This window comes from Altericista sp. CCNU0014, from assembly GCF_044923475.1.
GTDB lineage: Bacteria > Cyanobacteriota > Cyanobacteriia > Thermosynechococcales > Thermosynechococcaceae > JAAURS01.
Genome location: NZ_CP137338.1, coordinates 1,293,562 through 1,320,397, shown reverse-complemented (window position 1 = coordinate 1,320,397; position 26,836 = coordinate 1,293,562). Strand labels below are relative to the sequence as shown.

Here is a 26,836-nt window from a genome sequence, read left to right as displayed (position 1 = left end):
AAAAACGGCTGGGATGCTTTACCAATATAGCTGAAATTCATACAGTACAGTGCTTGCACATTTAACGCCTCGCCCTTCAAGCGCCCCGCGCTGCAACCCCCAGCATCCCTCCCTCGAATAAGACTTTAGGGGAAAATCGTCATGAAGCGCTAAAGTTTGTCAGAATGTAATTTGCGGCAACATTGCGCCGATTCTTTGTGGTGGTTGGCATGCAGGCTTATGACTGAGGTTCCCGTTTCTCGGATTCGCAATTTTTCGATCATCGCTCACATCGACCACGGCAAGTCCACCCTGGCCGATCGCCTCCTCCAGGCCACCGGAACCGTCAGCTCGCGAGACATGAAAGAGCAGTTCCTCGACAACATGGAGCTGGAACGCGAACGCGGTATTACCATCAAGCTCCAGGCCGCGCGGATGAACTACACGGCTGCCGACGGCCAAATCTACGTCCTCAACCTCATCGACACGCCGGGTCACGTTGACTTTACCTACGAAGTGTCTCGCTCCCTTGCCGCCTGTGAAGGAGCCTTGCTCGTCGTGGATGCCTCCCAAGGGGTCGAGGCGCAAACCCTCGCCAACGTATATCTGGCTTTAGAAAACAACCTCGAAATCATCCCCGTTCTCAACAAAATCGACCTGCCTGGGGCAGAACCCGATCGCGTGGCGGGAGAAGTCGAGGAAATTATCGGCTTAGATTGCAGCGATGCGATTTTAGCCTCCGCCAAAGAGGGCATTGGCATCTCCGAAATTTTAGAGGCGATCGTCCAAAAGGTGCCGCCCCCTGCCGATACGGTAGACCAGCCCCTGCGCGCCCTCATTTTTGACAGTTACTACGACCTGTATCGGGGCGTGGTGGTGTATTTCCGCGTCATGGATGGAAATGTCAAGAAGGGCGATCGCGTCCGTTTGATGGTTTCGGGCAAGGAATACGAGATCGACGAACTGGGCGTCCTGTCCCCCACCCAGAAACCCGTCGACGAACTCCACGCAGGAGAAGTGGGCTACTTTGCCGCCGCCATTAAAGCCGTTGCCGATGCTCGCGTCGGCGACACCATCACCCTCGCGGCCAAACCCGCAGCGGAACCGTTGCCAGGGTACGTCGAAGCCAAACCGATGGTGTTTTGCGGCATGTTTCCCATCGATGCAGCGCAGTTTCCCGAACTCAGAGAAGCGTTAGAGCGCCTCAGCCTCAACGATGCCGCCCTGCGCTACGAACCGGAAACCTCCAGCGCGATGGGCTTCGGCTTCCGCTGCGGGTTCTTGGGACTTTTACACATGGAAATCGTGCAGGAGCGCCTCGAGCGAGAGTACAACCTCGACCTCATCATTACCGCTCCGTCCGTGGTGTATCGGGTTACAACCCTCAAGGGCGACATAGAACTGATCGACAACCCCAGCAAGCTCCCCGAACCCCAAGCCCGCGAAAAAATGGAGGAGCCGTACGTCCAGGTGGACATGATTACCCCGGAAGAGTACGTGGGGTCCTTGATGGAGCTGGCTCAAAGCCGACGCGGGGAATTTAAGGACATGAAGTACCTCGCCCAAGGACGCACCACCGTCACCTACGAGCTACCCCTCGCCGAAGTGGTCACAGACTTTTTCGACCAAATGAAATCGCGATCGCGGGGGTATGCCAGCATGGAATACCACGTCATCGGCTATCGCGAAAATACGCTGGTGAAGATGGACATTTTGATCAACGGCGACCCGGTCGATTCCCTCGCGGCGATCGTGCATCGCGACAAAGCTTACTATATGGGTCGCGCGTTGGTCAGCAAGCTCAAAGAACTGATTCCGCGCCACCAGTTTAAGATCCCCATTCAGGCGGCCATCGGGTCTAAGATCATTGCCAGCGAAAGCATCCCGGCGTTGCGCAAAGACGTGCTGGCGAAGTGCTACGGCGGCGATATTTCCCGGAAGAAAAAGCTGCTGGAGAAGCAAAAGGCGGGCAAAAAACGCATGAAGTCTGTGGGGCGCGTAGATGTGCCTCAAGAGGCGTTTATGGCGGTGCTGCGCCTGAAAGACGAATAAAACCCGCAGCCGGAGCGGAACAAACCCGCGCGTTTACCGATCGAAGAGCAATGATTCTTAAGGGAACGAGGCACTCCCTTGTCTCCGGCGTAGGTCAAAATGGGCATGAGTAAAACATTGTAGGGAGGATCCGATGGACTTGCGTCGATCCATAGCGTTAGGAACAGCCGCGCTCAGTCTCGCGGGGTTGTCTATTTATAGCTCTCCAGTGCAGGCAGAGGAAGGCGAACTCGCCGCGAAAGAGGCAAACGCCCAAATTAATTTGCGGTCTGCGGCCAGTACCCAGTCTGATATTGCAGCAGAAGGAAAACCGGGCGATCGCGTTCAGATCCTCGGCACCAGCAAAGCGACCGACGGGGTTGTTTGGTATCGCGTCAAAGTCCTGCGATCGGGCCAACTGGGCTGGGTGCGCGGCGATTTAATTAAAGTGCTGGAAAAATCTAAGACTGCAGCAACTCAGAAACCTGCCTCTCAAAGTACGGCTAAGGTCGTCGCAAAACAAAGTAAGACTGCCCCTCCGACCAAACCAACCGCACCCATCCCGCTCAAGCCGCCAAAATCTGCCGCCGCACCTCAGAAAGCCGCCCCCGCAACAGCAGCGCCCAAACCCGCAGAGCAGACAAAATCCCCCGCAGCCGAACCCGCACCCCCCGCACCCGAACCCGCATCGACGCAGACTGAAGCGGCCTCCCAATCGGACATCGTGTCGTTTCAAACGCCAACCTATGCCGTGCGGATCTTTAGCAAAGCCGGCCATCTGCGTTTAAACTTATTCAACCGCAAGAGCCAGCAACTTGCCTTAGATTCGGTGCCAGTAGAGAGTAAAAACTCTGGCGAACAGACAACCTACAGCTATGGCAGGGACTTAAAAGTTACCGTTGTCGTGCCGACCGAAGGAACGCCCACCTTAACCACCGCCGCCCTTGGCAATACGCTGGAAGAACAACCTGAAACTGCTTCAGCGCCTCCAGATGCGCCAGAAGAAGCTCCAAAATAAGGGAAGAATGGCAAATTGTTGCAGACCCCAGTGAGGTTTTCTCTCCCAAAACTGCTACGGTTAACCGCAATTGAAAGGCTCGATTTGCAAAGAGGGTTTTGGCACCATAGAAAGGTAAGCAGTCGAACACAGGACGACATCAATGACAACCTTCTCTCTCGAATCGGTTTACGGCTGGTATCGCGGTTTAGTTGCCAATCCTAAGTATCGATGGTGGGTCATTGCGGGCACCATGCTCTATCTCTTCAGTCCGTTTGATATTGCACCAGATTTTATTCCCTTTATCGGTCAAATTGACGATGCGATTGTCGTGACGTTGTTGGCGACGGAATTAGCTCAAGTTCTCAAGGAACGCAGCGCTAAATTCAAACAAAAACGATCGCCGCAAGAAGTCGCCGAAACAGTTGGTTCTGTAGACGTTCAAGCCGTTGAAATCGACTAGCATCGGATCGCTCGATCGCCCGGCTTGCGAGCGGTAGCAGTCGGTCGGGCTCAATAAAACGTTCTGCGGTCAGCCTTTGCAGGTTGGCCGTTTTTTTGAACGGGGCCGAAATAGTCTGAGAATTTAGGCAGGCTCCTTAATATATTGTTACATTGGGAATAGATCGCGCGTCGCGGGCGGTTTAGGCCCCGAACGATGCCCCGATCGCCCCAGCCGTTGTAAGGATGCCGATATGATTCCGTCAGCCACCCGTTATCTCGTTGCCGTATTGCCAAACCGGATGGAGGCAGAGTCCGCCTATCTGGATCTGAAAGACGCAAATTTACCGATCGATCGCTTGGATATTTTGGGCCGTGGCTACAAGAGCGCCGACGAGTTTGGCCTCATCGATCCCGATCGGGTCGCCCAAACGCAGGTCGATCGCCTAGCCAACTGGGTGGTGCCCTTTGGTTTTGTGGCGGGCTATCTCTTTAATATGTTGACGGGGATTGAGCTGATTAGCTGGATCGGCGCGGTTGGAAATCACATTTTGGGCGGGGTGTTTGCAGCTGCAGCTGCCGCCTTAGGCGCTTTTTTGACGGGCACGCTGACGGGTTGGACCGCAGGCAGCGGCGATGCGATCGCCTATCGCAACCGCCTCAACGCGGGTAAATACCTGATCGTCGCGCGGGGAACCGATACCTTCGTGGGGGAGGCGACGGGGCTGCTGCGCCGATACAACCTCGAAAACATTCAGGGTTACGTGGAACCTGCGGAAGGATAGGGTTCGATTGAAGTCTTAGGAGTCATCACTACAGCGAGGAACCCAATGGAGCGCTTCAACCTCAGCGTCGTCAAGCGATTTTGGACCATTGCCAAATCCTACTGGACCAGCGAAGAAAAATGGCAGGCGCGGGGCTTGCTGTTGCTGGTGGTGCTGATGTCTTTGGGTTACACGGGGCTGAGCGTCCTGCTCAACAACAAGCGCGGCGCGCTGATTTCGGCCCTGTCCGCTCAAGATGAAGCTCGGTTTTGGCAGACGATTTTGGTTTTTGCCGGGACGCTGGTGGTGTACGCGCCGCTGTTTGCAGGCTATGTTTACCTGCGCGATCGCCTCGGCCTCCAGTGGCGGCGCTGGTTGACCGATCGCTTTGTAGATCGCTACTTTGCGAACCGCGCTTTTTACAACCTCAGCCATTCCGACGCCGACATCGACAACCCCGACCAGCGCATTGCCGAAGACGTCAAAAGCTTTACGCAAGAATCGCTGACGCTTTTACTGGCAGGCGTCGATTCGCTTTTGGCGATCGCTGCCTTTAGCGGCGTGCTGTGGAATATTTCCAAACCGCTCATTGCCTTTTTGGTGCTTTACGCGTCGATCGGCACCCTCACGACGGTCGGCGTCTTCGGTCGATCTTTAGTGCGGCTGAATTTCGAACAGTTGCGAAAAGAAGCAGACTTCCGCTTCAGCTTGGTGCGCGTGCGAGAGAACGCCGAGGCGATCGCCTTTTACCAAGGAGAATCGCGCGAAGCGGAGCAGGTCAAGGGTCGGTTTGGGGAAGCTTTCGAAAACTTCAAACGCCTGATTTTTTGGGAGCTGAACCTCAATATCCTCACCAATGCCTACGAGTTTATTCCCTTCATCTTGCCCGCCATTGTAGTAGCCCCCGGCATTTTTGCAGGCGAACTAGAAGTTGGCAAGGTATCCGAAGCCCAAGGAGCGTTTATTCGCGTCTTTTTCTCCCTCAACTTAATCGTGGCGCGATTTCAGTCCCTTGCGACCTTTGGAGCTGGAGTGGAACGCCTCTATACGTTTGCAGAAAGCATAGAACCGCCAACTGAAGGCGCGCAAACGGTCCGACAACCCGATCGACCCACCATCGCAACCGAAATAACTGAAGGGCTGGCGTTGCAGAACCTGACGCTCCAAACCCCCAATCGGAAACGAACGCTCATCGAAAACCTATCCGTTGAGTTGCCGAGCGGTGCGGGACTTTTGGTTAAGGGCCCGAGCGGCTGCGGGAAAAGTTCTTTGCTCAGGGCGATCGCCGGTCTGTGGGATGCCGGGAGCGGCAAAATTCTGCGTCCCCCGCTCGAACGAATGCTGTTCTTACCCCAGCGTCCCTACATGATTTTGGGCACATTGCGGGACCAGCTCCTCTACCCCAACACGGATGCCGACGTTACAGAAGAACAGCTCAGAGAAGTGCTGATTCGGGTGAACCTGCCGGAACTCGAAGCGCGACAAGGAGGATTCCACGCCGAACGGGATTGGGCTGAAGTTCTGTCCCTCGGCGAGCAGCAGCGCCTCATTTTTGCGCGGCTCCTACTCAACACGCCGACCTATGCAATGCTAGACGAAGCCACCAGCGCCCTCGACCCCACCAACGAAGCCCATCTTTACCAACAATTGCAAGACTCCGGCATCACCTTCTTGAGCGTGGGACACCGAGAAAGTCTGGATCGCTATCACCAAGGGATTCTAGATTTTTCCACCCGTCAAATCAAGCCAGTAGAGGGTCCCGAATCGGCAGAGGGTCAGGCGGAGACCGCGATCGCTGAAGGTGCAGTCACTCGCATTTAATTGCGGGTCTTTAATTGCGGGCCTTTAATTGCGAGCTTTACCTTCCGTCAAAGTTTCACCCAAAGCTGCTCGAAAACACTAGCAGGCGGTTCTGGAATCGTAGATTTGAGCGCGGGCAAAGGGAGTTTAGATGGGCCTAAAGTGCGGTCGAGCGCGCTGAGCAGCGTTTCTTGCTGCTTCCGAAACGCCTCCACGTCGCCCTCATTATTCATGAGGGCAAACCACACAACCCCCTGCCGGGTGGGCAGGGCACCCGCCAAGGCACTCACAGTATCGAGCGTGCCCGACTTCAGGACCGACTGCACGGGCAGCGGGCGCTGGTCTAGGACGCTCTCATCTTGACCCATCACTGTAAAAATATCGGCAACGGTCATCCCTTGAGCCTGCACCAGCCGATCGATGGCTCTAAAAATGCCGCAGACGGCGCGGGGCGACATCCGGTTTTCGACCGCCAAGCCGGAACCATTGACGAGCTGAATTTCCGAAGGGCCGACGCCCGTTGCGGCGATCGCCTGTTGCGCCACAATCTTCGGGCCGCCTATGCTATTGGCGATCGTATCGGCCATCGGGTTGTTGCTGTAGCGATTCATTTTTTTCAGCAAGCTCGCCAGCGGCAGAGAGCGGTGCTGGAGCATCCATTGGGTTTGGGCTGGGGCGCTTTCGACGGCGACAATGCCACCCTTAATGGTTACCTGCGGCTTTGGCGTCGTTGCAGGCAACGTTTGGTACTGTTGGAGCGCCTCCTGGGGCCATAGGTTTGCGTCTAGCCCCTGCCGCAGCGCGGCTCCCACCGCTGCCGTCTGGGTTTCAAAATTCATATAAAACGGGCCTTGGATGACGAGATTTCCGTCAATCTGACGGATACCCTGCCGCGTCAGGAAATTTCCAAGGGCGATCGCATCTTCCCAGACAAAAAAAGGATTCTGCCCGCCTCGAACGATCAAATCTCCCTTCAGCAACCCATTCTGGACGGCACCCGTAAACCCCACTTGGGTCTCGTAGCGATAGCCCGCCCCGAGGGTTTGTAGCGCGGCCAGAGAAGTCGCTGCCTTCGTGAGAGACGCTGCCGATAAGGGCACGGTGCCTTGATAGTCGGCTAGCAACCCCCGATCGTCTTGGAGCCACACGCCTTGAGCATTAGCAAGCGTGCTGCTTGCAGCCGTCCCTTCGATAAAGGTAGCGATCGCGGGCTTGAGTTCGGCAGCGGAGGGTATTAGGGCGGTCGCCAGAAGCGGCGGCAGGGGAGAGGGCGGCGGCTGCGATGGCGATGGAACGGCAGGCGCGACGGTTGAGGGCGACGGGTTTTGGCAGCCGCTGGAAAGCGCTACGCAGCAAACGGCGATCGCGATCCGCCGGAACCGATGGGCGATCGCCCCCGAGTGTCGGTCTGCCCTCGCACGGGTGCGGGCGATCTGTCGTTGGGTTGAGGGTGCGTCCGGGAAAAGCGGCATTTTTATCGATCCGGATTGTCTTTAGACCAGTAGGCCTGGGCTGAAGGCACCGTCGTCCGAGCCTGCGCCAAGACGCCTTGATAGTACTGCGTCAGTTGTTGCGTCGCTGCCGACCAGCTCCAGCGTTCGGCTTCGGCACGGGCATTGCGCCGGAGGGTTTCGCGCTCTTCGGTTTGGCTCAGGAGGCGTTGGGTTGCGGCGATCGCCCCCAACTCGTCATGGGGGTCGAACAAATAACCGTTCACCCCATCCTGCACGATATCTGGAATCCCACCCGAAGCTGCCGCCACTACCGGACAGCCCGCCGCCATCGCCTCCAACAGCACCAAACCCAGGGTTTCCGTGCGCGAAGGAAACACAAACGCGTCGGCGCTCGCAAACGCATCGCCGAGGGAAATGCCGCTCATATAGCCGGCAAAGTACGTATGGGTTCCCGCAAAAAGCTGCTCCAACTCCTTCCGATGCGGCCCATCTCCCACTAAAGCCAAGCGAGCGTTGGGAATGGCTTCTAGAACGGGTTTGATTTCGTGAATGGCTTTTTCGGCTGAAAGCCGTCCGACGTAGAGCAGCAACGGATCTTCAGGATGACCTTGGCTCAAGCGCTCCCGCGTAGCAGCCGTCGCGCGGCTGGGCTGGAACGTCTCGATATCGACGCCGCGCTGCCAGAGCGCCAGCCGTTGGATGCCGTGGGATGCCAATTCTTCAACCATCACGGAGGAGGTACAGAGATTGAGGTGGGCCTGATTGTGCCCCAACTTGAGTAGTTCCCACAGCAATCCCTCTAGCATCCCCAGGCCGTAATACTGAAGGTACTGCGGCAGATGGGTGTGATAAGAAGCGACGAGCGGCACATTGCGCCACTTGCAATAAAAAATCCCCGACAGACCCAACACAGCCGGATTGGCTGCGTGCACCAAATCCGGCTTAAACCGATCCAGAGCATAGGTAATAGAGGGACGCGGCAGGGACATTTTCAGCTCTGGATAGAGCGGTAGGGGAAATCCAGAAACCCCATGCACTTGCGCCCCTTTGTACTCTGTCGGCGCGCCTTCGGGACAGACGACCAATACCTGATGCCCTTCGCTCTGGAGATGGGTAATGGTTTGACACAGCCGGGTGACGATGCCATCGATCTTGGGAAGGAAAGTTTCGGTAAAAAGGGCAATCCGCATACAGTCCATCAAATGCTAAGCAACACTGAGGTCAGCAGCAGGGATAAAGCTTTAATGAATTGCATGTCAAAACTTAGCCCTTCCAGCGAACTTTAGGCAGAATTTGCGCGTTATCGACGCGGTGCTTGTATTTAACCGCAAAGTTGAGCAGCGAGTCGAGCAAGGAATCGGACAAATAATGGGGCTGCAATCCCAGATCGAGCAGGTTGGTGTTTTTGGCATTAAAGTAATGCTCTTCTTTCTCGACGCGAGGGTTTTCAATGCGATCGATCTCGACATTGACCCCTAAAGCAGAACCCGCTTTCTTCACCATCTGGGCCAAGTCGCCCACGCTGAACATTTCGGTGAACTGGTTGAAAACGCGGAACTCCCCAGACTCAGCGGGCGTGGCGATCGCCAGTTCCACGCAGCGCACCGTATCGCGAATATCCAAGAAACTGCGGGTTTGACCGCCGGAACCGTAAACCGTCAAAGGATGCTCGATGGCCGCCTGAATGCAAAACCGATTGAGCGCCGTTCCAAATACGCCATCGTAGTCCAACCGATTGATCAGCAGCTCGTCCATCCCCGTCTCTTCCGTGAGCACACCGTACACGACCCCTTGATTGAGATCCGTAGCTTTAAGCCCCCAGATTTTACAAGCGAAGCTAATATTGTGGCTATCGTGAACCTTACTCAGGTGATAGAACGAGCCAGGTTGTTTGGGATAGGGCAGGGTGTCTTTGCGGCCATTGTGCTCGATGGTGATGTAACCCTCTTCGATATCGATATTAGGCGTACCGTACTCGCCCATCGTACCGAGCTTCACGAGGTGACAATCGGGAAAATCTTCGTGGATGCAGTAGAGCAAATTGAGGGTACCGACCACGTTGTTGGTTTGGGTCAGCACCGCATGCTCGCGGTCGATCATCGAAAAAGGAGCCGAGCGCTGTTCCCCAAAGTGCACCACAGCCTGCGGCTCGAACTGATGCATCGCGCCGCTCAAAAACGCATAGTTGGTAATATCCCCGACGAAGAGATCGATCGACTTTCCAGTCAGGTCTTTCCACCGCTGAATGCGCTGCTGAATTGGGGCAATGGGCGTTAGGGTATCCAAGCAAAGCGTATTATCCCAATGCCGCCGCACCAAGCTATCTAAAATACCAACGTCGTAGCCTCGGTTCGACAAGTATAGAGCCGTTGCCCAACCGCAGTAGCCATCACCACCAATTACGAGGACCTTCATGTTGCCACTTTTTGTTAGGTGTTTTCTATCGGCATAACAGCCTTCTACTCAAAGTACCAGGATTGGGGCCAGTTGACATCCCGGTCAAAGATTGATTTTAAATCGAAACCTCATCGGCAAAACTCGCGCGCCGACTAAACTGAAACGGCCCTGCGATCGAACCCCAGACGCGTTCGTCGGTAACGGGATCTCGACCTCGATCGAGGCTCAAAAGTCGATCTGCGCTGATTTCGAATTCGTTGTCCAGGTAAGTATCTTGACCTTTCCAGTTCACCTTACAACCTTTCCCCTGAATCCGCCCGATAAAGCTATGGCCAGTCCATTCCACATCCATGCTGCATCCCGGCATTTCCACAATGTCGTCCGGCTGAATTTCGCAAAGTCGTTCTCGATTTCGGGCCGCACCAAAGAACCGCTCGCCTTCCTTTAAGGAATGGTTATGCAGCAGAATTTTGTCTTCAAGGGACAAGAATTCAAGTACTCGCAGGCGGTAGGGTTGGTCCAAAGCAAAGTCGTAAGCCTGCTCTAGAAACAAACAAGTTCCCGTCAGAAAATCTGCGGGCAGTGGCCGCATGCAAACCCGAATGTGGGCGAAAAACGGAGGGTTGTCAATGGCTTGGGCCTGATTGGAAAAATCGCCTGCCATCCAGCGAACCAGGGTACTGATGTCTGTCGTGTGAGTCATGGGGAGTATTGGCTACTCGCGCGTTAGGATTCATTCCGGAATTTATTGTACGCCTTGAGCTACCCGCTCGATCGATGTCAAAACATACCCTGCTGCAAAAGCTGAGCCATCATGCCCTGTAGGTGCGCGAGGTCTCGCGCCCCTACAAAATGTCGTATTCAATCCGACTGAGAACCGCTAGAGATTCACAATATAAGCATCGGTGATGCCATTGGCCTTGACAATTTCAGCCAACACGCCCTCCGGCAGGGGATCGTCAAGACTCAGCACCATCACTGCATTCCCGCGGACGAGCTTGCGGCCCACCTGCATGCTGGCAATATTGACGTTAAATTGCCCCAACAGCGAGCCAATCTGACCGATGATGCCTGGCATATCTCTATGCTGGGTAATCAGCATGTGGCGAGTCGGCGGTACGTTGATCGGGAAATCGTCAATGTTGGTGATGCGGAGTTCCTCTTGGTTGAGCAGCGCTCCCGTGACCGAACGCGTTTCCCGCGGACCCTTCGCCATTAAATGAATCGACCCAGAATAGTCCCGCACCGAAGCATCGCGGGTTTCGATGACCCGAATGCCGCGATCCTTGGCTTCGATGGCAGCGTTGACGTAGTTTACGCGCTCTTGTAAGGCAGGGGTCAGCAACCCTTTGAGGGCGGCCACGACGATCGGCTGGGCATCGAAGGATGCCACTTCGCCCTGAAGCCGAATTTCCAAGGATTCAATGCGCCCGCCCGCCAGTTGACCCACCAGGTTTCCTAAGGTTTCGGCCAGCATCAGGGATGGCTTGAGTTGCTCCATCACTTCAGGGCGCAGGCCGGGGATATTGACCGCAGACCGAGCCGTCAGGCCCAGCAACACGTCTCGGATTTGCTCCGCCACGTCGATCGCCACGTTGGTCTGAGCTTCTTCTGTGGAGGCTCCCAAGTGAGGGGTGAGAATCAGATCTCCCTTGACGTGCAGTAAGGGGGACTCGCCCAACGGTTCGCTCTCGAATACATCCAGGGCAGCGCCAGCAATGACGCCCTTTTCTAAGGCTTCGGCGATCGCCGCTTCGTCGATAATGCCGCCCCGCGCGCAATTGACGATGCGAGCCGTGGGCTTCATCTTCGCCAAGGTTTCAGCATTGATCAGGTGCTGGGTTTCGGGGGTTTTAGGCAAATGCAGCGTAATGTAGTCCGCTTCCCGAAACAAGAAATCTAGCTCGACCAAACGGCAGCCAATTTGCTCCGCCCGCTCGTTGGAGAGATAGGGATCGTAGGCCAGTAGCTTCATGCCCATAGCCCGCGCCACTGCTGCAACGTGGGAACCGATCTTGCCCAAGCCCACAATGCCGAGGGTTTTCTTGTAAAGCTCGACCCCGGTAAATTTCTTGCGCTCCCATTTGCCCGCTTTCACGGACTGATTCGCATCGGGAATATGGCGAGAGATGGCCATCAACAGTGCCAAGGTGTGCTCTGCGGCTGCAATCGTATTACCTTCTGGAGAATTGACCACCACGATCCCCTTACGGGTTGCGGCAGGAACATCGACGTTATCGACGCCCACGCCAGCGCGGCCAATAATTTTGAGCTTCGCCCCTGCCTCGATGACATCTTTAGTAACGCGGGTACCGGAACGAATCATCAAAGCATCGTAATCGGGGATGACTTGAATGAGTTCGTCGGGGGATAAGTCAGTGCGCACATCTACCTGTGCGACCTGTTCTAGTAATTGGAGACCAACTCGATCGATGGGATCTGAGACAAGAACCTTAGGCATAGTTAGCAGATTGCAGCGACGGCATGTTTATAGTGACAAGTCTAAAAACCTTTGAATTCAATCTTCGCCCGCAAACGAGCGAGGCTATAAAGTTCTTCAGGTTCAGCCCTAGGCTGCAAGGATTACTGGCAAGTTGTAATGGTCAAATTGCCACAACCAATAACCTTATCACTGAAGCTTTAAGTTTACTGCGATCGCCCAGGGGAAATTCACCGCCTTTATCAAAGCCCCCGCACAAACGCTGCCTCCGCGAGCGGATCGCGCTAGGCCAAAACCACTAAAAATCCCCTTGGGGTTGAATCCAAGGGGCAATACAGGTTGTTGGGCAGGCGCGGCCTCAGACCAATGTAGGAATCGGCGCGCTCAAATGCGGATAGAGCGGAAAGCGATCGCACAGCGCCGCCACCCGCTGGCGGCAGTCCCGCTTGACCGCCTCATCTTCGGGTCCGAGCAGGCAGTCCGCAATGATATTGGCAATTTCAACAAACTCTGAAGCGCCCATCCCTCGAGTTGTCATGGCTGCCGATCCCAGCCGCAATCCGCTCGTCACAAACGGCGATTCTGGATCGAATGGAACGGTGTTTTTATTGGCGGTAATGTTGACCTGACTGACAAGCTGGTCTGCAACTTTTCCCGTCATTCCGATGGAGCGCAGATCGACCAGCAACAAATGGTTATCCGTTCCATCCGATACGATCTTGAACCCGCGCTGTTGGAGCTGCGCGGCTAAAGTTTGGGCGTTTTCAATTACCTGAGCGGAATAGGTCTTAAATTCCGGCTGCAAGGCTTCGCCAAAGGCCACTGCCTTTGCCGCAATAACGTGCTCTAGCGGTCCCCCTTGAGTACCGGGAAAAACGGCTTTATCGAGCTTTTTGCCCAGCTCGGCATCGCGAGTCAAAATCAAGCCGCCCCGCGGGCCTCGCAAGGTTTTGTGGGTAGTGGTCGTCACGACATCGCAGAGCGGGAGGGGATTGGGGTGCAAGCCAGCCGCCACTAGCCCCGCAATGTGAGCGATATCCGCGAGAAGATAGGCACCCACTTCATCGGCAATTTCGCGGAATTTATCAAAGTGAATCGTGCGGGGATAGGCCGAGTAACCGCAGATCATGAGCTTGGGTCGATGCTCCAAAGCAATCTGACGGACGGTTTCGTAATTCAATTGCTCGGTGTCTGGATCGACGCCGTACTGAACGACCTTAAACCACCTCCCCGAAACGTTAACGGGAGAGCCGTGGGTGAGGTGTCCGCCGTGGGATAGATCCATGCCCAGAATCGTATCGCCGGGCTGCAAGAGGGCTAAAAAAACTGCAAAATTTGCCTGCGCGCCGGAATGGGGCTGTACGTTCGCGTGGGCCGCGCCAAAAAGCGCCTTAGCGCGATCGATGGCGATCTGCTCCACCGCATCTACAAACTCGCAGCCGCCATAGTAGCGCTTACCCGGCAAACCTTCGGCATATTTATTGGTGAGCGTCGAACCTTGAGCCGCCATCACCGCTGCCGAGGTGAAGTTCTCGCTGGCAATAAGCTCGAGGTGATCGCGCTGGCGCTGCAGCTCTTGCTGGAGTATTTCGGCAACCTTTGGGTCTGTACTGGCTAAAAAGTCAAGGTTTGTCTTCGTCACAGAAAAAAATCCTCTTTACTCGATCGACACATCCGTAGCGTTCTGCAACCTTAGGGCTTGGGACTAGCTCGCTGACGCAGTGGCTTTGGTATCGTTTGCAGCGTCTCAAAAGTCGCGCTAAAACATCATAGCTTACTCCCTTGGATAAAGTTATGATGGACTCCTAGCAGGGCTTTTGAAGATCGCAGCAGCGCTCAAAACAGCAAGACCACAAGCTTTCTGCCGCAGCAGGTGAAAATCCAACTAACATATTGAAATACTAACGACTCTGTGTCCCTTCAGCCTAGGAGCAATAGCCATGTCTTGGCGCGGTTCGACAACAATCCAAGATCGAATTTTCGCAAGTTTGCCCTATTTACTGCCTCTCACCAGTAGTGTAGCCTTTGCAGGCTCTGTTCTTCAGGAATTCCCTGCATTAGGCAACGTGCTCGCACCTCTATTATTTCCGGTGGTGTTGGTTTATCGCACTGTCCCTTTTGCCAGCCTCATTGTCTTTTTTGCGCTGTTTTTTCTGGTCGTGCGAAATGAGAAGGTACCGCACTTTATTCGCTTTAATACAATGCAGGCACTGTTGGTCGATATTTTGATGTTCGTGTTTGACCTGATCCTACCCATCTTGGGCCGGGCCGATAGCTCTAATTTGCTCGTCGTCGCGCTATCCAGTTCGGTGTTCCTTGGGGTGTTGGCTATTGTCGTCTTCTCAGTCGTGCAATCTTTGCGGGGATTGTATGCCGAAATCCCAACCTTATCGGAAGCGGTCTACATGCAGGTTCGCTGAGGTCGCGGACGCGCGTCAAACATTCTTAAGAACGCGACGGCAGAATGTCTCTTGTTTGGTCTAAAATTGTAAAGCCTTGCTTTTAGCACGGTTTTATTTGTCTCGCGTCAATGCGTCCTTGGCAAATAGCAACCCGTGTTACAAAGCCATATTGTCCATAAGGAAAGCCAAATTCATGACCACTTACGAAACGATCTACATCTTGCGTCCCGACATGGGCGAAGAGTCGGTCGATCAAGCCATTGCGAAGTATCAGAACCTCCTCAAGGAGCAGGGAGCCGAGAATATTGAAGTTCAGCACCGGGGCAAACGTCGCCTCGCCTATGAAATTCGCAAATTCCGCGAAGGCGTCTACATTCAAATGAATTACGAGGCTGCTGGCCCTGCTGTAGCGGTGATGGAGCGGGGAATGCGCCTCGGAGACGATGTCATTCGCTATCTAACCGTCAAACCAGAGGAAGCTGCTCCTGCGGAAGAAGAGGCCGCTATTTAACGCTGACGTCCGATCTCTCGATCGAGGAACAAAGCCCGGTTCAGTAACTGCACTGCCGGGTTTTGTCGTGAAATGGTAAATTAACGGCAATGGTACTGGAGTCATCTCAGCGTGAACGACGCCAATCTCCCTCAGGCGGTTGAGCCAGAAGTAGCTCAACTCCGTCACCAGCTTCAGCTTCGCGATCGATTGATCGACCAACTTTCGACGGAATTGTTTCGGATGGTAAAAACCCATCCCCCTGCTTTGCCGCCCAGTTCGTCGGCAACCTCTAAATCATCCTCTGCTCTGGCGCTGCCGACAACTGAAGAGGTTTTACGGACGGATCTGAAGCGGCTGGAGCAGCAGATCGAGTTCTATCAATCTCAAATCGACAAGCGCGATCTGGAAATTAGCCGCTTGCAGAAATCTTGCCAAACGTTGAGCGATCGCAATCAGATGCTAGAGCGCATCATTCAAGAGCTACCAGAAGTGTATCGGCAAAAATTTTCAGACCGTCTGGATGCGGTCAAGTCTAAATTTCAGTCGCTCCAAACTGAAAACCGCCGACTCCACAGCGAACTCCAGCAACAGGCGAACGCGCGATCGCTGCCCGAATCCAAAGGGACGAGCCGAAAAAACTAGAACATCCTCTCTTCAACAGATTTTGTTCGAGCGAAATCCAGCCGAACATAGAGATCCAGACAGATCTCCATCGATTGCGGTTGGGCATCCTATGGGATAGCCTCCTACCGAAAGAGAAGAAACAATGCGCCTTCACGCAGGATGTAAGTTTTCGTTTGAGACCGATCGCCCCACTGCGGCTACATTTATGTTGAGGCCCCGAAGTGGGGACGGTCAGTGGATCGTGAGCGAGGAATACATTACGGAGCCCAGCATCCCCGTGACCGAATACACTGACATTTACGGCAATTTATGTCAGAGATTGGTCGTGCCGGAAGGTAATTTCTCGCTTCATACCAGTGTTATGGCGGAAGCTGCTGACGAAATCGATACGGCCTTTGAGGCACCTTTTATCCCAGTCGAGGCGCTGCCTAGCGACGTGCTGCAATTTTTGCTCCCCAGTCGCTACTGCCAATCGGATCGGACTGGTGTGCTGGCCGGTCAGGTCGTAGAGGGGGTCCCTTTAGGGTACGCGCAGGTCGAAGCCATCCGAAACTGGATTTTTAACAACGTCGAATACTGCTACGGCACTAGCGATGCTTCGACTTCGGCAGTGGAAACGGCTGAAACCCGTATCGGCGTTTGCCGCGATTTTACTCACTTGGGCATTGCACTGTGTCGATCGCTCAATATTCCAGCGCGAATGGTGGTCGGCTATCTTTACGATCTCAAACCGATGGACCTGCACGCTTGGTTTGAAGCCTTTGTCGGCGATCGGTGGTATACCTTCGATGCCACCCAGGGGCAACCCAAGGGCAACCGAATTGCGCTCGCCTACGGTCGAGATGCGACAGATGTGGCATTTGTAACCCAGTTCGGCGTTTTAAACCTCCTTGAAATGGATGTGTGGGTTGACTTAGCGTCTTAGGCGCGAGCGAGTCGTCGCAGCGCTCCCCCCTAAAGCGACTCGAAAACGCCAACAAAGCCCGGAAATGCCGCACAGGCCTCGATAAATTCCTCCGCATCGCTGACGTTTTCGAGCTGATATTCCATAATGCGCCGCTCGTCGCCCTGCATTTTTTTGGATGAGAGCGGAATGCCCGCATATTTGACGGCGATCGCCTTAAACGCAGCGGCATGGTCGCGCCAGCCCTCTGCGGAGCATTGAATCGTCACTTTCCACATATTTATAGACTCAATTGGTTAGGGGGATTCGTCGGCCCAAAACTATTGTGTCATTGAAAAGCCTACACGATGCAAGGGCGCGAAGCCTCGCGCCCCTACGAAATGCTAAAGAGTTGCCGAACGCCTACAGTCCACCAAACCATTCGTATCCCAAATCTTCCCAATAGCCTTTCGCTGGCATCAGCCGCTCGACGAAGGTAATTTGCGTCACCCACTTGCTTTGCTTGTACCCCAGCTTGATCGGAGAGGCCAGTCGCAAAGGCGCTCCGTTCTCAACTGCAAGCGGGCGACCGTTCCGCTGGTAGACCATCAGCGTTTGAGGGTGGAGTGCAGAAGCCAGATCCCAACTTTCGTAGTAGCCATCGGCGGATTTGAAGTAAACGTACTTCACCGTCGCCTTCGGTTGCGCGAGCCTTGCCAACTCGGATAGCCGCACCCCGCCCCACTGCACGATCGCCGCCCAACCCTCAACGCAGACGTGGCGGATCGTCATGGATGTGAGGGGCAGTTTCTGAAGGTCCGCCAGCTTCAACACCAAGGGATTGTCAACATCGCCATTCACCGCGAGCTGAAACTTGAGGGGATCGATCTGAGGCGTGATGTCGAAGGTATTGATCAGCAGCTTGTCATCGGGTTCGATGGCACTGGCCGGAAACTCCGGTACGGGCTTTTGGCTTTGCATCAAGGCATTGATGCGGGCATTAAAGGGGTCGAAAGCTTGGCCGATCGGTTCCGACAAGAGGGTCGTACCGCAGCTTCCCAACAGCATCCCCATCCCGGATAGGCCGGACCATTGAAGCATTTGACGCCGCGATAGATTATGCATCTTCAGATAAGCGACCCGTTGCCGATCGAACACGACTCGCACCTCCTAAAAACATAGAGCGAACCAAGCGAAGCCCACCCACTTTCAAGGCCAAAAAAGAATGAAGAAACGCGAACGACACAACGATCGGCACCGTAATGAAATGCACCGTTCGCAGGGTTTGCCAGGTTCCAAACAGACTGGCGAGCCAAGCAAACTGGGCGGGTTTGTACATGGCAAGGCCGCTGGCGATCGCCAAAACCAGCACCGGAATAATGGCGGTATAGACCAATCGATGCCGCGCGTAGTTCTTCCGTTTGGCATTGTGGCTGACCTTGAGCGCCTTGAGATCTTGACGATCTGCAAACCGACGCTGCCAACGCCGCGTCAGGACAATATAAAGACCATAGGCCAACAAATTGAGCGAATAGAGCCACATGGTTGCAAAGTGCCAGCTTCTGCCACCTGCCAGCCACCCGCCTAGAGTAAACGGGGACGGAAAGGTCCACCCGCCGCGCCCGCCAAAGACGGGGTTGGCATTATAAATTTGCAGGCCGCTGGTTATCATCAGCAACAGGCTGACGATATTCAACCAGTGAAACGTTTTGGCCCAAAAGGATTGACTGGGTAGCGATCGCCCTTTTTTACGGACAGAAGCATCTGAACTCATCGGTCCTATCCTAAAGCTGAATCATAAGCAGTAAAGATTTACCTCATTGTTGTGACGGTAACAGTATTGACCTTTGAGCTGTGTTTTGCTCAGAGTACATACAGGTAGCATTTAAGACTCCGCCAACGTGGCTGGAGCAGAACCCAAAAGCCCGATCCCTAAAAGGGATGCACCAATAATCGTTGATTTGAAGATGCGTTGAGCGGCGTTCGTAGGGATATCCTTTCAAGCTGGGTGCCCCCTTACCTTAGAAAACCTTCCTTAAAACAAGCTAGAAGAATCCTTAGCAGAAGATGAGAAACCGCTGAGGGAAAACGGACTTAGATCCTGCGACAAAAATGGCACGTCAAAATCAGCCGATTCTTTTCAACTCGATTCTGAGAATTTTTGATTAAGTTTTGTACGCAAATCGGGGAAAATTAAGCCACCCTAAAAAATGAGTATTTTTGCTTAGTATCTCAATCTCAAAACCCGAGCGAACGCCAGGTATAAAAAAATAATAAAGTTTTCCGTTCGCGCATCGATCCCCGAGCTTGCGGAACCCGCTGCCGCCTTAAGAGATCGCCACCTTTTATGTAAACTTTAACAACAAGCCATTCATTTTCTGAGAAGCACTGCATATACTAAGAAAAATTGATTCGAAAGATAGTTTCAAATTAACCCTTAAAAACTAGCGGGAGGCTGAACGATGACAGTGGCACAAGCGCAAGAATTACCTAAAAATCAAGCTGTAAAGATGGTTAGAAGTTTCTTAATTTGGACTTTTACATTAACCGTTTGTTGGTTAGTTGTCGGGTTTCCGCTAGTTTTCTTAATTTTGACCGTCGGCTCTTTGTTTGCCATTTCGCTTCAGGCAATTTTGCCGACGAGTGCGGTTTTGGTGGTTGCAGGAGCTATTCTTTCAGTTAATGTTTTGGTAATCTTGTTCGGAGCAGCACTGTTAACGCTCAAAGGCATTCATCCCCACGAAGTGCAGTGGCTGCGCTGGCTCAACGGGCAAGCCAATCCCAGTCATGGGGCTGTATTTGCATCCTGCCCGCTAACCTGCGATCGCCCTCCCGTATAGCTCGTCAAATGATTTAGCAAGCTAACGTACGAACGTTATCATGCCTCAATAGTTTTCCCAGCCCGGTCTCGACCGGGTTTTTTCATGGCAAAATGCGAGACAATTTAGTACGAGCAACATTAGCGCGCGAGAATTAGCAAACGCAAGATCGGCCCGTCATCGTTATTTGTTAAGCCTGGAGCATTTCATGGCAACCGTCCCAATTCGTATTGCAATTGTTTTGGGTACCCGCCCCGAAGCCATCAAGCTGGTACCCGTCATTAAAGCGTTTCAAGACGCGGACTTTTGCACTACCCAGATCGTTCTGACGGGTCAACATCGAGAGATGGTGGCCCAAGTCATGGATTTTTTCCACCTAAAAGCCGATCGCGACTTGGCAATCATGCAGCACGGTCAAACCTTAACTCAAATCACCTGCCGCAGTTTGGATGGGTTAGAAGTTTATTTCAAAGAAAATCGCCCGGACCTAGTTCTGGTTCAGGGGGACACCACTACAGCCTTTGCCGCCGCCCTTGCCGCTTTTTACCAACTCATCCCAGTCGGCCACGTCGAGGCAGGGTTGAGAACGGACGACTTATTCAATCCCTATCCAGAAGAAGCCAACCGCCGTCTTATTTCCCAGATTGCCCAGCTTCATTTTGCGCCGACAACGCTGTCCGCAGACAATGTCAAGCGCTCTGGCATCGCGACAGGCATTCACCAGACTGGCAATACGGTCATCGATACGCTGCTGATGGTAGCCGCAACCGAACCCGAGTGCCCCATTCCCAACTTTGACTGGACTCGATACCGCACCATTTTAGCCACCGTCCACCGCCGGGAAAACTGGGGCGAGCCCCTCCAAGAAATTGGAAAAGGGTTCTTGCAAATTCTAGAGCAATTTCCCGATACGGCCCTGGTCTTACCCCTCCATCGCAACCCCACCGTTCGAGATCCCTTGACGCAGCTTTTGGGGAATCACCCGCGCGTCTTTTTAACCGAGCCCCTGGACTATACGGATCTCGTGGGAGCGATCCAACGCAGCTACTTGCTCATGACCGACTCCGGCGGTCTTCAAGAAGAAGCACCCAGCTTGGGCAAACCCGTCTTGGTGTTACGAGACACGACCGAGCGCCCGGAGGCCGTCTACGCTGGCACTGCAAAGCTGATCGGTACGAATGCAGAACGCATTACTGCAGCAGCAGCAGAGTTACTCACCAATCAAACCCTTTACGACCAGATGGCAACAGCCGTCAATCCGTTCGGAGACGGTCGCGCCTCCGAACGCATCGTCGAGATCGTGCGCGGATATTTTGGGGTTTAACGGCATCCAGAACAGAGCTTACTTCCGTTCAAACAGCTTCTTTCCCGGCACGCAGCGCTGATTTTTCCGATGTATCTGCGAATACCGACGCTCCTAGGGAATTCCTTTAGCTTTAGCTTTGGTTAAGATTTTTTAGGCAAAAGGCACGATTCGCATACATTCCTTAAGTCAACGGATGCTTTGTGATTTAGATCGTCGAACAAGCGATGATTCTTTGCTAGCGTAAGCATTCGGAGAGACTCAGCGTAAAACTGTTTTGGTTGTAGGTTTTCTATGGCTACATCGGTCGTCAAATCTGCCTTGTTCGACTTCTTCAGCCCGGTCCATCACAGAGCGTGGGGGATGAGAGGTCAAAGGCTGCTTCGAGGGATCTACTTTTACATTCTGAACCAGACTTTCAACGATCCCAAGCTGGCCCACTGGGTCTGCAAGCTCGTCCCTGCCCAGTGTCCGTTCGAGAGAGATGTGTGGGTTTTAGGGCGGGAGTTTCATATTCCCGCGCTCTGCAAACTCAACCCATTTTACGAACAGTTGGTCGCGCTCAGGTTCAAAGCTTTGTCCTACTTATCGGAAGATTGCGGCGAAGATATATTGCCTTACTGTCAATAAAACACCAGCGATCCCCGTACTGTTCAGGTCCGACAGCTAGAGATTGTTGCTCGTGGTAGCAGCACTGGAGCGGCGGGAGGGATGTCTGGGAAGGTCGCTCTCGTCGTAAATCTCGCCTACCAGCTCTTCAATGACGTCTTCTAGCGTCACTAAGCCCACCGTACCGCCATACTCATCTACCACGATCGCCAGGTGGAGCCGCTGCTGGAGCATTTCTTTCAGTAAATCCGCAACGCGCTTTGTTTCAGGCACGTAAACGGGCCGATCCATAGCCGCCGTAACCGATTCATTGCCGTGAATCTTGAGATGCTGCACTGCGCGCTTCAGGTGAATGACCCCGACTATTTCATCCTTCGATTCGCCTTGCACTGGCAGGCGGGAGTAGCCACTGTCCAGACAGACATCTATCACCTCTTGGATGCTCGCCTCGTGGGAAATCGTACACATCTCGGTTCGAGGTTTGACGACTTGGCGGGCGCTGAGGTTGTCTAGAGCAAGGGCTTTGTTTAAAAGCTGATGTTTTTGAAGGTCGAGCTGCCCCTTGCCACCTAGCAACTCGATCATGAGTTCCAAGTCTTCGACCGACTCGCTGGGGACCACCATATTTCCCTGTAAAAAGCGCAGCAGGCCGTGGGTAACCGCCTCAAATCCGTAAATAATTGGTGCCAAGGCCACAGAAAGCCAGTAAATGGGCCGCACTACGACTCGAAAGAGCGGCATGGAATGGTTGATAGCCAAGGACTTGGGCGTAATTTCGCCAAACAGGAGCAGCAAAACCGTAGACACCCCGGTGGCAATCCCCACACCCGCGCCGCCCAACCACAATACAAAAAGGTTGCTGGTTAAGATCGCAGTGGCGTTGTTAACCAGGGTATTGCCGATCAGGAGCGTAGTAATAAATCGCGCGCGCTTCTCTAAAACCAGGCGGAATATCCCTTGAGGGTCGCCCTCTTCCTTCATGAGCGATCGCAGTTTCAGATTATCGAGCGCCGTAATGGCCGTCTCAGAGCCTGAAAACAGCGCCGACATTAGAATGAGCACCGCTAGAATTGCGATATCAAACTTGAGGTCGCCCAGCACTGATTCAGCGACCAGGAAACGCGGGACATCAATCCACGGAAATATCACGGAGCAAATATCGTGCGTAAGCAGGATTCAAAAGACTTATCACAAATCATATCGTTTCTGCCGAAAGTCATCTGTGTCTAAGTCAGGCTTTCTTGGGAGATCGATAGCCTAGCGCGATCGGACGGTACCGATACGCATTTCATCCTTCGACCCCTTCCATCCCAGATTCTGCAGCTACACAAACTCGCTGCTGTCGCGCTCGATCTGCGCGGCCATGCTGCAGTTGTGTAGCCGCAAATTCATTCACCCACGAGGAGCATTAGTAAGTTTCAACGTGCCAGCGACCCGCCTTCTTGAGCGTGCGTTGGTAGTCGGCCCAGACCACACCGTTTTTGCTGGCGGCTGACTCCATCCCTTCATCGATCCCGCCTTCCATGCCCTTGAGTCCGCAGATATACACGTGGGTATTCTCCTTTTGAACCAATTCCCAAAGCTGGTCGGCACTTTCTTGGATGCGGTGCTGAATGTACATCTTGCCGCCTTGAGCGTTTTGCTGCTCCCGGCTGATGGCATAGGTCAACCGCAAATGATCGGGGAATTCAGCCTGAAGGGCTTCTAGCTCCTCTTTATACAGCACGTTAGCGGTATAGGCGACGCCAAAGAAGAGCCACGCCAGACCCTTAAATTGATAATTTTCATGCTTCTCTTTGAACATCCGCCAAATAAAGGCGCGGAAAGGGGCAATTCCCGTCCCAGTTGCCATCATAACGATGGTGGCATTGGGATCGTCCGGCAACAGCATTTCTTTGCCCACGGGTCCCGTAATCTTAATGGGAGCACCCACCTCTAATGCCGTTAGATAGCTGGAACAAACGCCCTCTACTTTTTCGCCCGTTTCGGGGTGCTTGTACTCCAACTTCCGGACGCAAAGCGAAACCGTTTTGTCATCCAGGCGATCGCCATGGCGTGTAGAGGCGATGGAATAGAGTCTGAGCTTGTGAGGCTTACCCTTATCGTCGGTTCCTTCAGGAATAATGCCAATACTTTGACCTTCTAGATAGCGGAGGTCTCCACCTGAAAGATCGAACGTGAGATGCTTTACCGTGCCCTCACCGCCTTCGCGCACGAGTTCTTCGTTAGAGAGACATTTGCCTACAAATGGCTGGTTCGGGCGATAAAGATTGACCGGAATGTCAGATTCTTTTTTTGATGCCTTTGCAGGGGCATCCGTACTGCTGGCAGCACTGGAGGCTGAAGCCGGGGCATCCTCCGAAGCAGAAAAAATATTCACGATTTTGCCTCCGGCTTTTGCAACTTTGAGCATAAATTGGCTCATCTGGTCGTAGGGGACCGTAAAGAAACTGCTGCCGCTCGACCGAATTGGAACCTGTCGCCCGTTGAGGCCAGTGTTGCGCAATCCCACAACTTCATAACGATAGAGTCGACTTCCCGCTTGGGAATTGGCAGATCCAGATGCGCTGGGATTGAACATTGGGATTAAATCTCTCCGAAGCTAACGTGCGATTGTCTTTTGTTTATGTATTCTGCAATAAATGGCGCACCAAACCAACGGTTTGGACTGAGAGCGCTGCTGCTAAACATCTTTAACCATTTTTTAAAGATGGGGGCTGTGGCCGCAGCCATGCACTATTACAAATTGAAACTTATTTTATCGCGTTTTGCTGAACTGCTGGACTCTATATATTGCTAGCGTAACGAAGGTTTGCGGTTGGAGACTGCGGTCTAGCTTACAATTTTGAGTCGGATCGACCCAAAATGTAACGCTCTATTGCGACTTGGTTAAACTGTGTTTCAAGTTACCCCCTAGAACGGGGTCTGACGATTTCGCCTAAATTCTCCGTGTTAGGATGCAGGTCAACAATAGAGCTGTTTTTATCAGAATTGGAGGGTCGCTTGGCATTACGGGTTGCTGTGGTCGGGTCAGGGCCAGCCGGTTCTTCTGCGGCTGAGACGCTTGCAAAAGCGGGTATTGAAACATTTTTGTTCGAGCGGAAGTTAGACAATGCGAAGCCCTGCGGCGGCGCTATTCCGCTCTGTATGGTGGACGAGTTCGATCTGCCGCCCCACATCATCGATCGGCAGGTGCGGAAGATGAAGATGATTTCGCCATCCAATGTCGAAGTCAATATCGGCGGGACGCTCAAGGACGGGGAATACATCGGCATGTGCCGCCGCGAGGTCTTGGACGGTTTCCTGCGCGATCGCGCGGTGAGTCTTGGGGCCAAGCTGATTAACGGCATCGTCAACAAGATGGAAACGCCCAGCAGCAGTACGGCTCCCTACGTTCTGCACTATGCCGATTTCTCCAGCGGCAATGCCGAGGGCGAAATGAAGTCCTTGGAAGTAGACGTCGTGATTGGTGCGGATGGGGCCAATTCCCGGATTGCCAAGGAAATCGACGCGGGCGACTACAACTACGCGATCGCCTTTCAAGAGCGCATCCGCCTACCGGACAAGCAAATGGCCTACTACGAAGATTTGGCCGAAATGTACGTCGGCGACGATGTATCCACGGACTTCTACGCCTGGGTGTTTCCCAAGTACGACCACGTTGCGGTGGGAACGGGCACCATGCAGGTGCATAAAGCCGATATCAAGAAGCTCCAAGCGGGAATCCGCGCCCGCGCGGCGAATCGACTCCAGGGCGGAGAGATTATCAAGGTGGAAGCCCATCCGATCCCCGAGCATCCCAGACCTCGGCGGGTGGTGGGTCGCGTGGCCCTCGTGGGCGATGCAGCCGGTACCGTAACCAAGTCTTCCGGCGAAGGGATCTACTTTGCGGCCAAGTCCGCGCGGATGTGCGCCGAAACGATCGTGGCGCGCTCTGAGAATGGTACGAAGGTTCCGACGGAAGCTGACCTGAAGGCCTACATCAAGCGTTGGGATAAGGAGTACGGCATTACCTATCTGGTGCTGGACATCTTGCAACGGGTGTTCTACCGCTCCGATGCGACGCGGGAAGCCTTTGTGGAAATGTGCTCCGATATTGACGTGCAGCGCCTGACCTTTGACAGCTACCTGTACAAAACCGTGGTACCAGCCAATCCGCTGACACAGCTCAAGATTACAGCTAAAACCATCGGGAGCTTGCTGCGAGGCAATGCTTTAGCTCCTTAAGACTGGTTTTCGCAAGCTTCCAAAAATCCCTGCCGTTACTAGCGGTAGGGATTTTTTAGGCCCGATCTTCGACGTAGTGCCACTCGTGATGGACGATCTGCGCGGGAATGACGGGAAAGGCGATCGCCGTTGCAAAAGACTCGAATAGCTCTAAATCCTGAAGCCAAACTGGACGACCTTCTGCCTGCACCCAGCAGCCATCGGAGGTCGGATGGACGGGAACTTCAAAGACCGTAAGTTTTTCGTAAAGGCGATCGCCTCGTAGTTTTACCAAAGCTTCCTTGCGCGTCCAAATTTTATAAAATGCTTGATGGCGATCGACCGGAGACAGTCGGGAAAACGCAAACCATTCATCGGGCGTGCAAATTCGCCGGGCAATATCCAGACAATTCAGCAAAGGGTTGACCCCTTCGAGATCGATTCCCACCTCGAAACCGACGCTCACTGCATAAATTAATCGCCCGCGAGAATGAGACACGTTGAATTGAAGGTTAGCGCCGCCACGCTCCTGGGTCAGAAAAGGCTTTCCTCGATCTGAATAGATAAATTCGAGACGGCTCGGATCTTGCCGAAGGTAAGCTCCGAGCAATAGGCGCAGCAGGCCGCGAGATTCGACAAACTGCCTTCGAGCCATAGGGGTGACGTAGCGCTGCGCTCTCGCTTGCTCCTCAGAGCTGAGCAGCGTTTTTAACTCGGCAGTCGGATCTGTCTCTTTGAGCGTCGCGACCGACCACAGGTGCAAGCTCCCTTCTGCCGGCAGCTCTAGTTCTGCCGGCAGGTGCCGCACGGTGTTTTGCACTACGGGAGTTGGCATGACAATCGACATTGCATTTGCGTTGCGCGCGTAAATCGCAAAATTACCACGACGCAGCAAAACGTTGGAGCGCAACCCAGTTTAAGACAAAGACTGATTGCCGCTAGCATTGGATTGGGGCACTGGTTTTGAATTACAGGACTCCCAGACTTCATTCATCGCCTGTAGCGCCAAATCTCGCGGCAGTTGACACAGCGTCTGGCCGTGGTGAAATTTTAGGCTGATGACAAGCTGTTTGTACAATACAGATAAATGCTGGGCATCCTGAGGAATGGGAAAGGGCGAGTTGTTCATCAGCGCTGCTTTGAACGTGAAGTCGAGGAAATCCCATAGGGTATAACCCTAGAATGCCTGTAAAG

The 26,836-nt window shown here is 53.7% G+C and carries 26 protein-coding genes; 13 read left to right on the top strand and 13 right to left on the bottom strand.

Annotation, left to right across the window (positions count from 1 at the left end; all coding sequences use genetic code 11):
* Positions 1–219: 219 nt before the first annotated feature.
* The 5 genes from lepA to R6H26_RS06615 all read left to right on the top strand — a co-directional run bounded on the left by lepA (position 220) and on the right by R6H26_RS06615 (position 6,033).
* A complete protein-coding gene (gene lepA / locus R6H26_RS06635) occupies positions 220–2,031 on the top strand; it encodes a translation elongation factor 4 (RefSeq protein ID WP_404789394.1) in 1,812 nt (603 codons plus the stop codon).
* Between the two features lie 133 nt (positions 2,032–2,164).
* Positions 2,165–3,028 (top strand): SH3 domain-containing protein, encoded by an 864-nt coding sequence (locus R6H26_RS06630; protein WP_404789392.1) that lies wholly within the window; start codon positions 2,165–2,167, stop codon positions 3,026–3,028.
* A 142-nt stretch (positions 3,029–3,170) separates the two neighbouring features.
* Positions 3,171–3,470, top strand: a complete 300-nt coding sequence (locus tag R6H26_RS06625) for a YkvA family protein (protein ID WP_404789391.1) — start codon at positions 3,171–3,173, stop codon at positions 3,468–3,470.
* A gap of 232 nt (positions 3,471–3,702) precedes the next feature.
* On the top strand, positions 3,703–4,233 hold the full coding sequence (locus R6H26_RS06620) for a hypothetical protein (RefSeq protein ID WP_404789389.1): 531 nt from the start codon (positions 3,703–3,705) through the stop codon (positions 4,231–4,233).
* A 45-nt stretch (positions 4,234–4,278) separates the two neighbouring features.
* Positions 4,279–6,033: an ABC transporter ATP-binding protein/permease gene (locus R6H26_RS06615; protein WP_404789387.1), complete on the top strand. Its 1,755-nt coding sequence runs from the start codon at positions 4,279–4,281 to the stop codon at positions 6,031–6,033.
* A gap of 47 nt (positions 6,034–6,080) precedes the next feature.
* Here R6H26_RS06615 and R6H26_RS06610 read toward each other — a convergent pair whose 3' ends face one another.
* From R6H26_RS06610 to glyA, 6 genes are all read right to left on the bottom strand, one after another.
* Entirely contained in the window at positions 6,081–7,484 is a 1,404-nt protein-coding gene (locus R6H26_RS06610) for a D-alanyl-D-alanine carboxypeptidase (RefSeq protein ID WP_404789386.1), read from the bottom strand.
* A gap of 2 nt (positions 7,485–7,486) precedes the next feature.
* Positions 7,487–8,656, bottom strand: coding sequence for a glycosyltransferase family 4 protein (locus R6H26_RS06605; protein WP_404789384.1), 1,170 nt, complete (start codon positions 8,654–8,656; stop codon positions 7,487–7,489).
* 73 nt (positions 8,657–8,729) lie between these two features.
* Positions 8,730–9,881 carry an NAD-dependent epimerase/dehydratase family protein gene (locus R6H26_RS06600; protein WP_404789382.1) on the bottom strand — a complete coding sequence of 384 codons (1,152 nt, stop codon included), beginning with the start codon at positions 9,879–9,881 and terminating at the stop codon, positions 8,730–8,732.
* Positions 9,882–9,978: 97 nt separating this feature from the next.
* A complete protein-coding gene (locus R6H26_RS06595; protein WP_404789381.1) occupies positions 9,979–10,566 on the bottom strand; it encodes a chromophore lyase CpcT/CpeT in 588 nt (195 codons plus the stop codon).
* A gap of 177 nt (positions 10,567–10,743) precedes the next feature.
* Complete coding sequence (gene serA, locus R6H26_RS06590) at positions 10,744–12,324, bottom strand: phosphoglycerate dehydrogenase (protein WP_404789379.1); 1,581 nt, start codon at positions 12,322–12,324, stop codon at positions 10,744–10,746.
* Positions 12,325–12,661: 337 nt separating this feature from the next.
* Positions 12,662–13,945, bottom strand: a complete 1,284-nt coding sequence (glyA, locus tag R6H26_RS06585; RefSeq protein WP_404789377.1) for a serine hydroxymethyltransferase — start codon at positions 13,943–13,945, stop codon at positions 12,662–12,664.
* A gap of 298 nt (positions 13,946–14,243) precedes the next feature.
* Between glyA and R6H26_RS06580 the strand changes: the two genes are divergently transcribed.
* The 4 genes from R6H26_RS06580 to R6H26_RS06565 all read left to right on the top strand — a co-directional run bounded on the left by R6H26_RS06580 (position 14,244) and on the right by R6H26_RS06565 (position 16,747).
* Complete coding sequence (locus R6H26_RS06580) at positions 14,244–14,723, top strand: Tic20 family protein (RefSeq protein ID WP_404789376.1); 480 nt, start codon at positions 14,244–14,246, stop codon at positions 14,721–14,723.
* Between the two features lie 175 nt (positions 14,724–14,898).
* Positions 14,899–15,216, top strand: coding sequence for a 30S ribosomal protein S6 (gene rpsF / locus R6H26_RS06575; protein WP_404789375.1), 318 nt, complete (start codon positions 14,899–14,901; stop codon positions 15,214–15,216).
* Positions 15,217–15,327: 111 nt separating this feature from the next.
* Positions 15,328–15,840 carry an Npun_F5560 family protein gene (locus tag R6H26_RS06570; RefSeq protein WP_404789373.1) on the top strand — a complete coding sequence of 171 codons (513 nt, stop codon included), beginning with the start codon at positions 15,328–15,330 and terminating at the stop codon, positions 15,838–15,840.
* Positions 15,841–15,964: 124 nt separating this feature from the next.
* Positions 15,965–16,747, top strand: a complete 783-nt coding sequence (locus R6H26_RS06565; RefSeq protein ID WP_404789371.1) for a transglutaminase domain-containing protein — start codon at positions 15,965–15,967, stop codon at positions 16,745–16,747.
* 29 nt (positions 16,748–16,776) lie between these two features.
* Here R6H26_RS06565 and R6H26_RS06560 read toward each other — a convergent pair whose 3' ends face one another.
* The 3 genes from R6H26_RS06560 to R6H26_RS06550 form a co-directional block, all read right to left on the bottom strand.
* Complete coding sequence (locus R6H26_RS06560; protein ID WP_404789369.1) at positions 16,777–17,004, bottom strand: hypothetical protein; 228 nt, start codon at positions 17,002–17,004, stop codon at positions 16,777–16,779.
* Between the two features lie 124 nt (positions 17,005–17,128).
* Positions 17,129–17,863: a molybdopterin-dependent oxidoreductase gene (locus R6H26_RS06555; protein WP_404789367.1), complete on the bottom strand. Its 735-nt coding sequence runs from the start codon at positions 17,861–17,863 to the stop codon at positions 17,129–17,131.
* Complete coding sequence (locus R6H26_RS06550) at positions 17,823–18,479, bottom strand: cytochrome b/b6 domain-containing protein (protein ID WP_404789366.1); 657 nt, start codon at positions 18,477–18,479, stop codon at positions 17,823–17,825. The genes R6H26_RS06555 and R6H26_RS06550 overlap by 41 nt, the downstream gene beginning before the upstream one ends.
* 688 nt (positions 18,480–19,167) lie before the next feature.
* Between R6H26_RS06550 and R6H26_RS06545 the strand changes: the two genes are divergently transcribed.
* The 3 genes from R6H26_RS06545 (at position 19,168) to R6H26_RS06535 (ending at position 21,457) form a co-directional block, all read left to right on the top strand.
* The gene (locus R6H26_RS06545; RefSeq protein ID WP_404789364.1) at positions 19,168–19,545 is read left to right on the top strand and encodes a hypothetical protein; all 378 of its coding nucleotides are present in this window, start codon (positions 19,168–19,170) and stop codon (positions 19,543–19,545) included.
* A 187-nt stretch (positions 19,546–19,732) separates the two neighbouring features.
* A complete protein-coding gene (wecB, locus tag R6H26_RS06540) occupies positions 19,733–20,848 on the top strand; it encodes a non-hydrolyzing UDP-N-acetylglucosamine 2-epimerase (protein WP_404789362.1) in 1,116 nt (371 codons plus the stop codon).
* Between the two features lie 273 nt (positions 20,849–21,121).
* Positions 21,122–21,457: a Mo-dependent nitrogenase C-terminal domain-containing protein gene (locus R6H26_RS06535; protein ID WP_404789361.1), complete on the top strand. Its 336-nt coding sequence runs from the start codon at positions 21,122–21,124 to the stop codon at positions 21,455–21,457.
* 36 nt (positions 21,458–21,493) lie between these two features.
* Here R6H26_RS06535 and R6H26_RS06530 read toward each other — a convergent pair whose 3' ends face one another.
* Positions 21,494–22,585, bottom strand: a complete 1,092-nt coding sequence (locus R6H26_RS06530; RefSeq protein ID WP_404789360.1) for a hemolysin family protein — start codon at positions 22,583–22,585, stop codon at positions 21,494–21,496.
* A 259-nt stretch (positions 22,586–22,844) separates the two neighbouring features.
* Positions 22,845–24,017: a ferredoxin--NADP reductase gene (gene petH, locus R6H26_RS06525; RefSeq protein WP_404789358.1), complete on the bottom strand. Its 1,173-nt coding sequence runs from the start codon at positions 24,015–24,017 to the stop codon at positions 22,845–22,847.
* A 422-nt stretch (positions 24,018–24,439) separates the two neighbouring features.
* Here petH and chlP point away from each other — a divergent pair, with 422 nt between their 5' ends.
* On the top strand, positions 24,440–25,663 hold the full coding sequence (gene chlP / locus R6H26_RS06520; protein ID WP_404789356.1) for a geranylgeranyl reductase: 1,224 nt from the start codon (positions 24,440–24,442) through the stop codon (positions 25,661–25,663).
* Positions 25,664–25,718: 55 nt separating this feature from the next.
* On the opposite strand, the gene R6H26_RS06515 is transcribed toward chlP, so the two are convergent.
* Complete coding sequence (locus R6H26_RS06515) at positions 25,719–26,477, bottom strand: 4'-phosphopantetheinyl transferase family protein (RefSeq protein ID WP_404789354.1); 759 nt, start codon at positions 26,475–26,477, stop codon at positions 25,719–25,721.
* An 81-nt stretch (positions 26,478–26,558) separates the two neighbouring features.
* Positions 26,559–26,771 (bottom strand): hypothetical protein, encoded by a 213-nt coding sequence (locus tag R6H26_RS06510; protein WP_404789353.1) that lies wholly within the window; start codon positions 26,769–26,771, stop codon positions 26,559–26,561.
* Positions 26,772–26,836 lie beyond the last annotated feature (65 nt).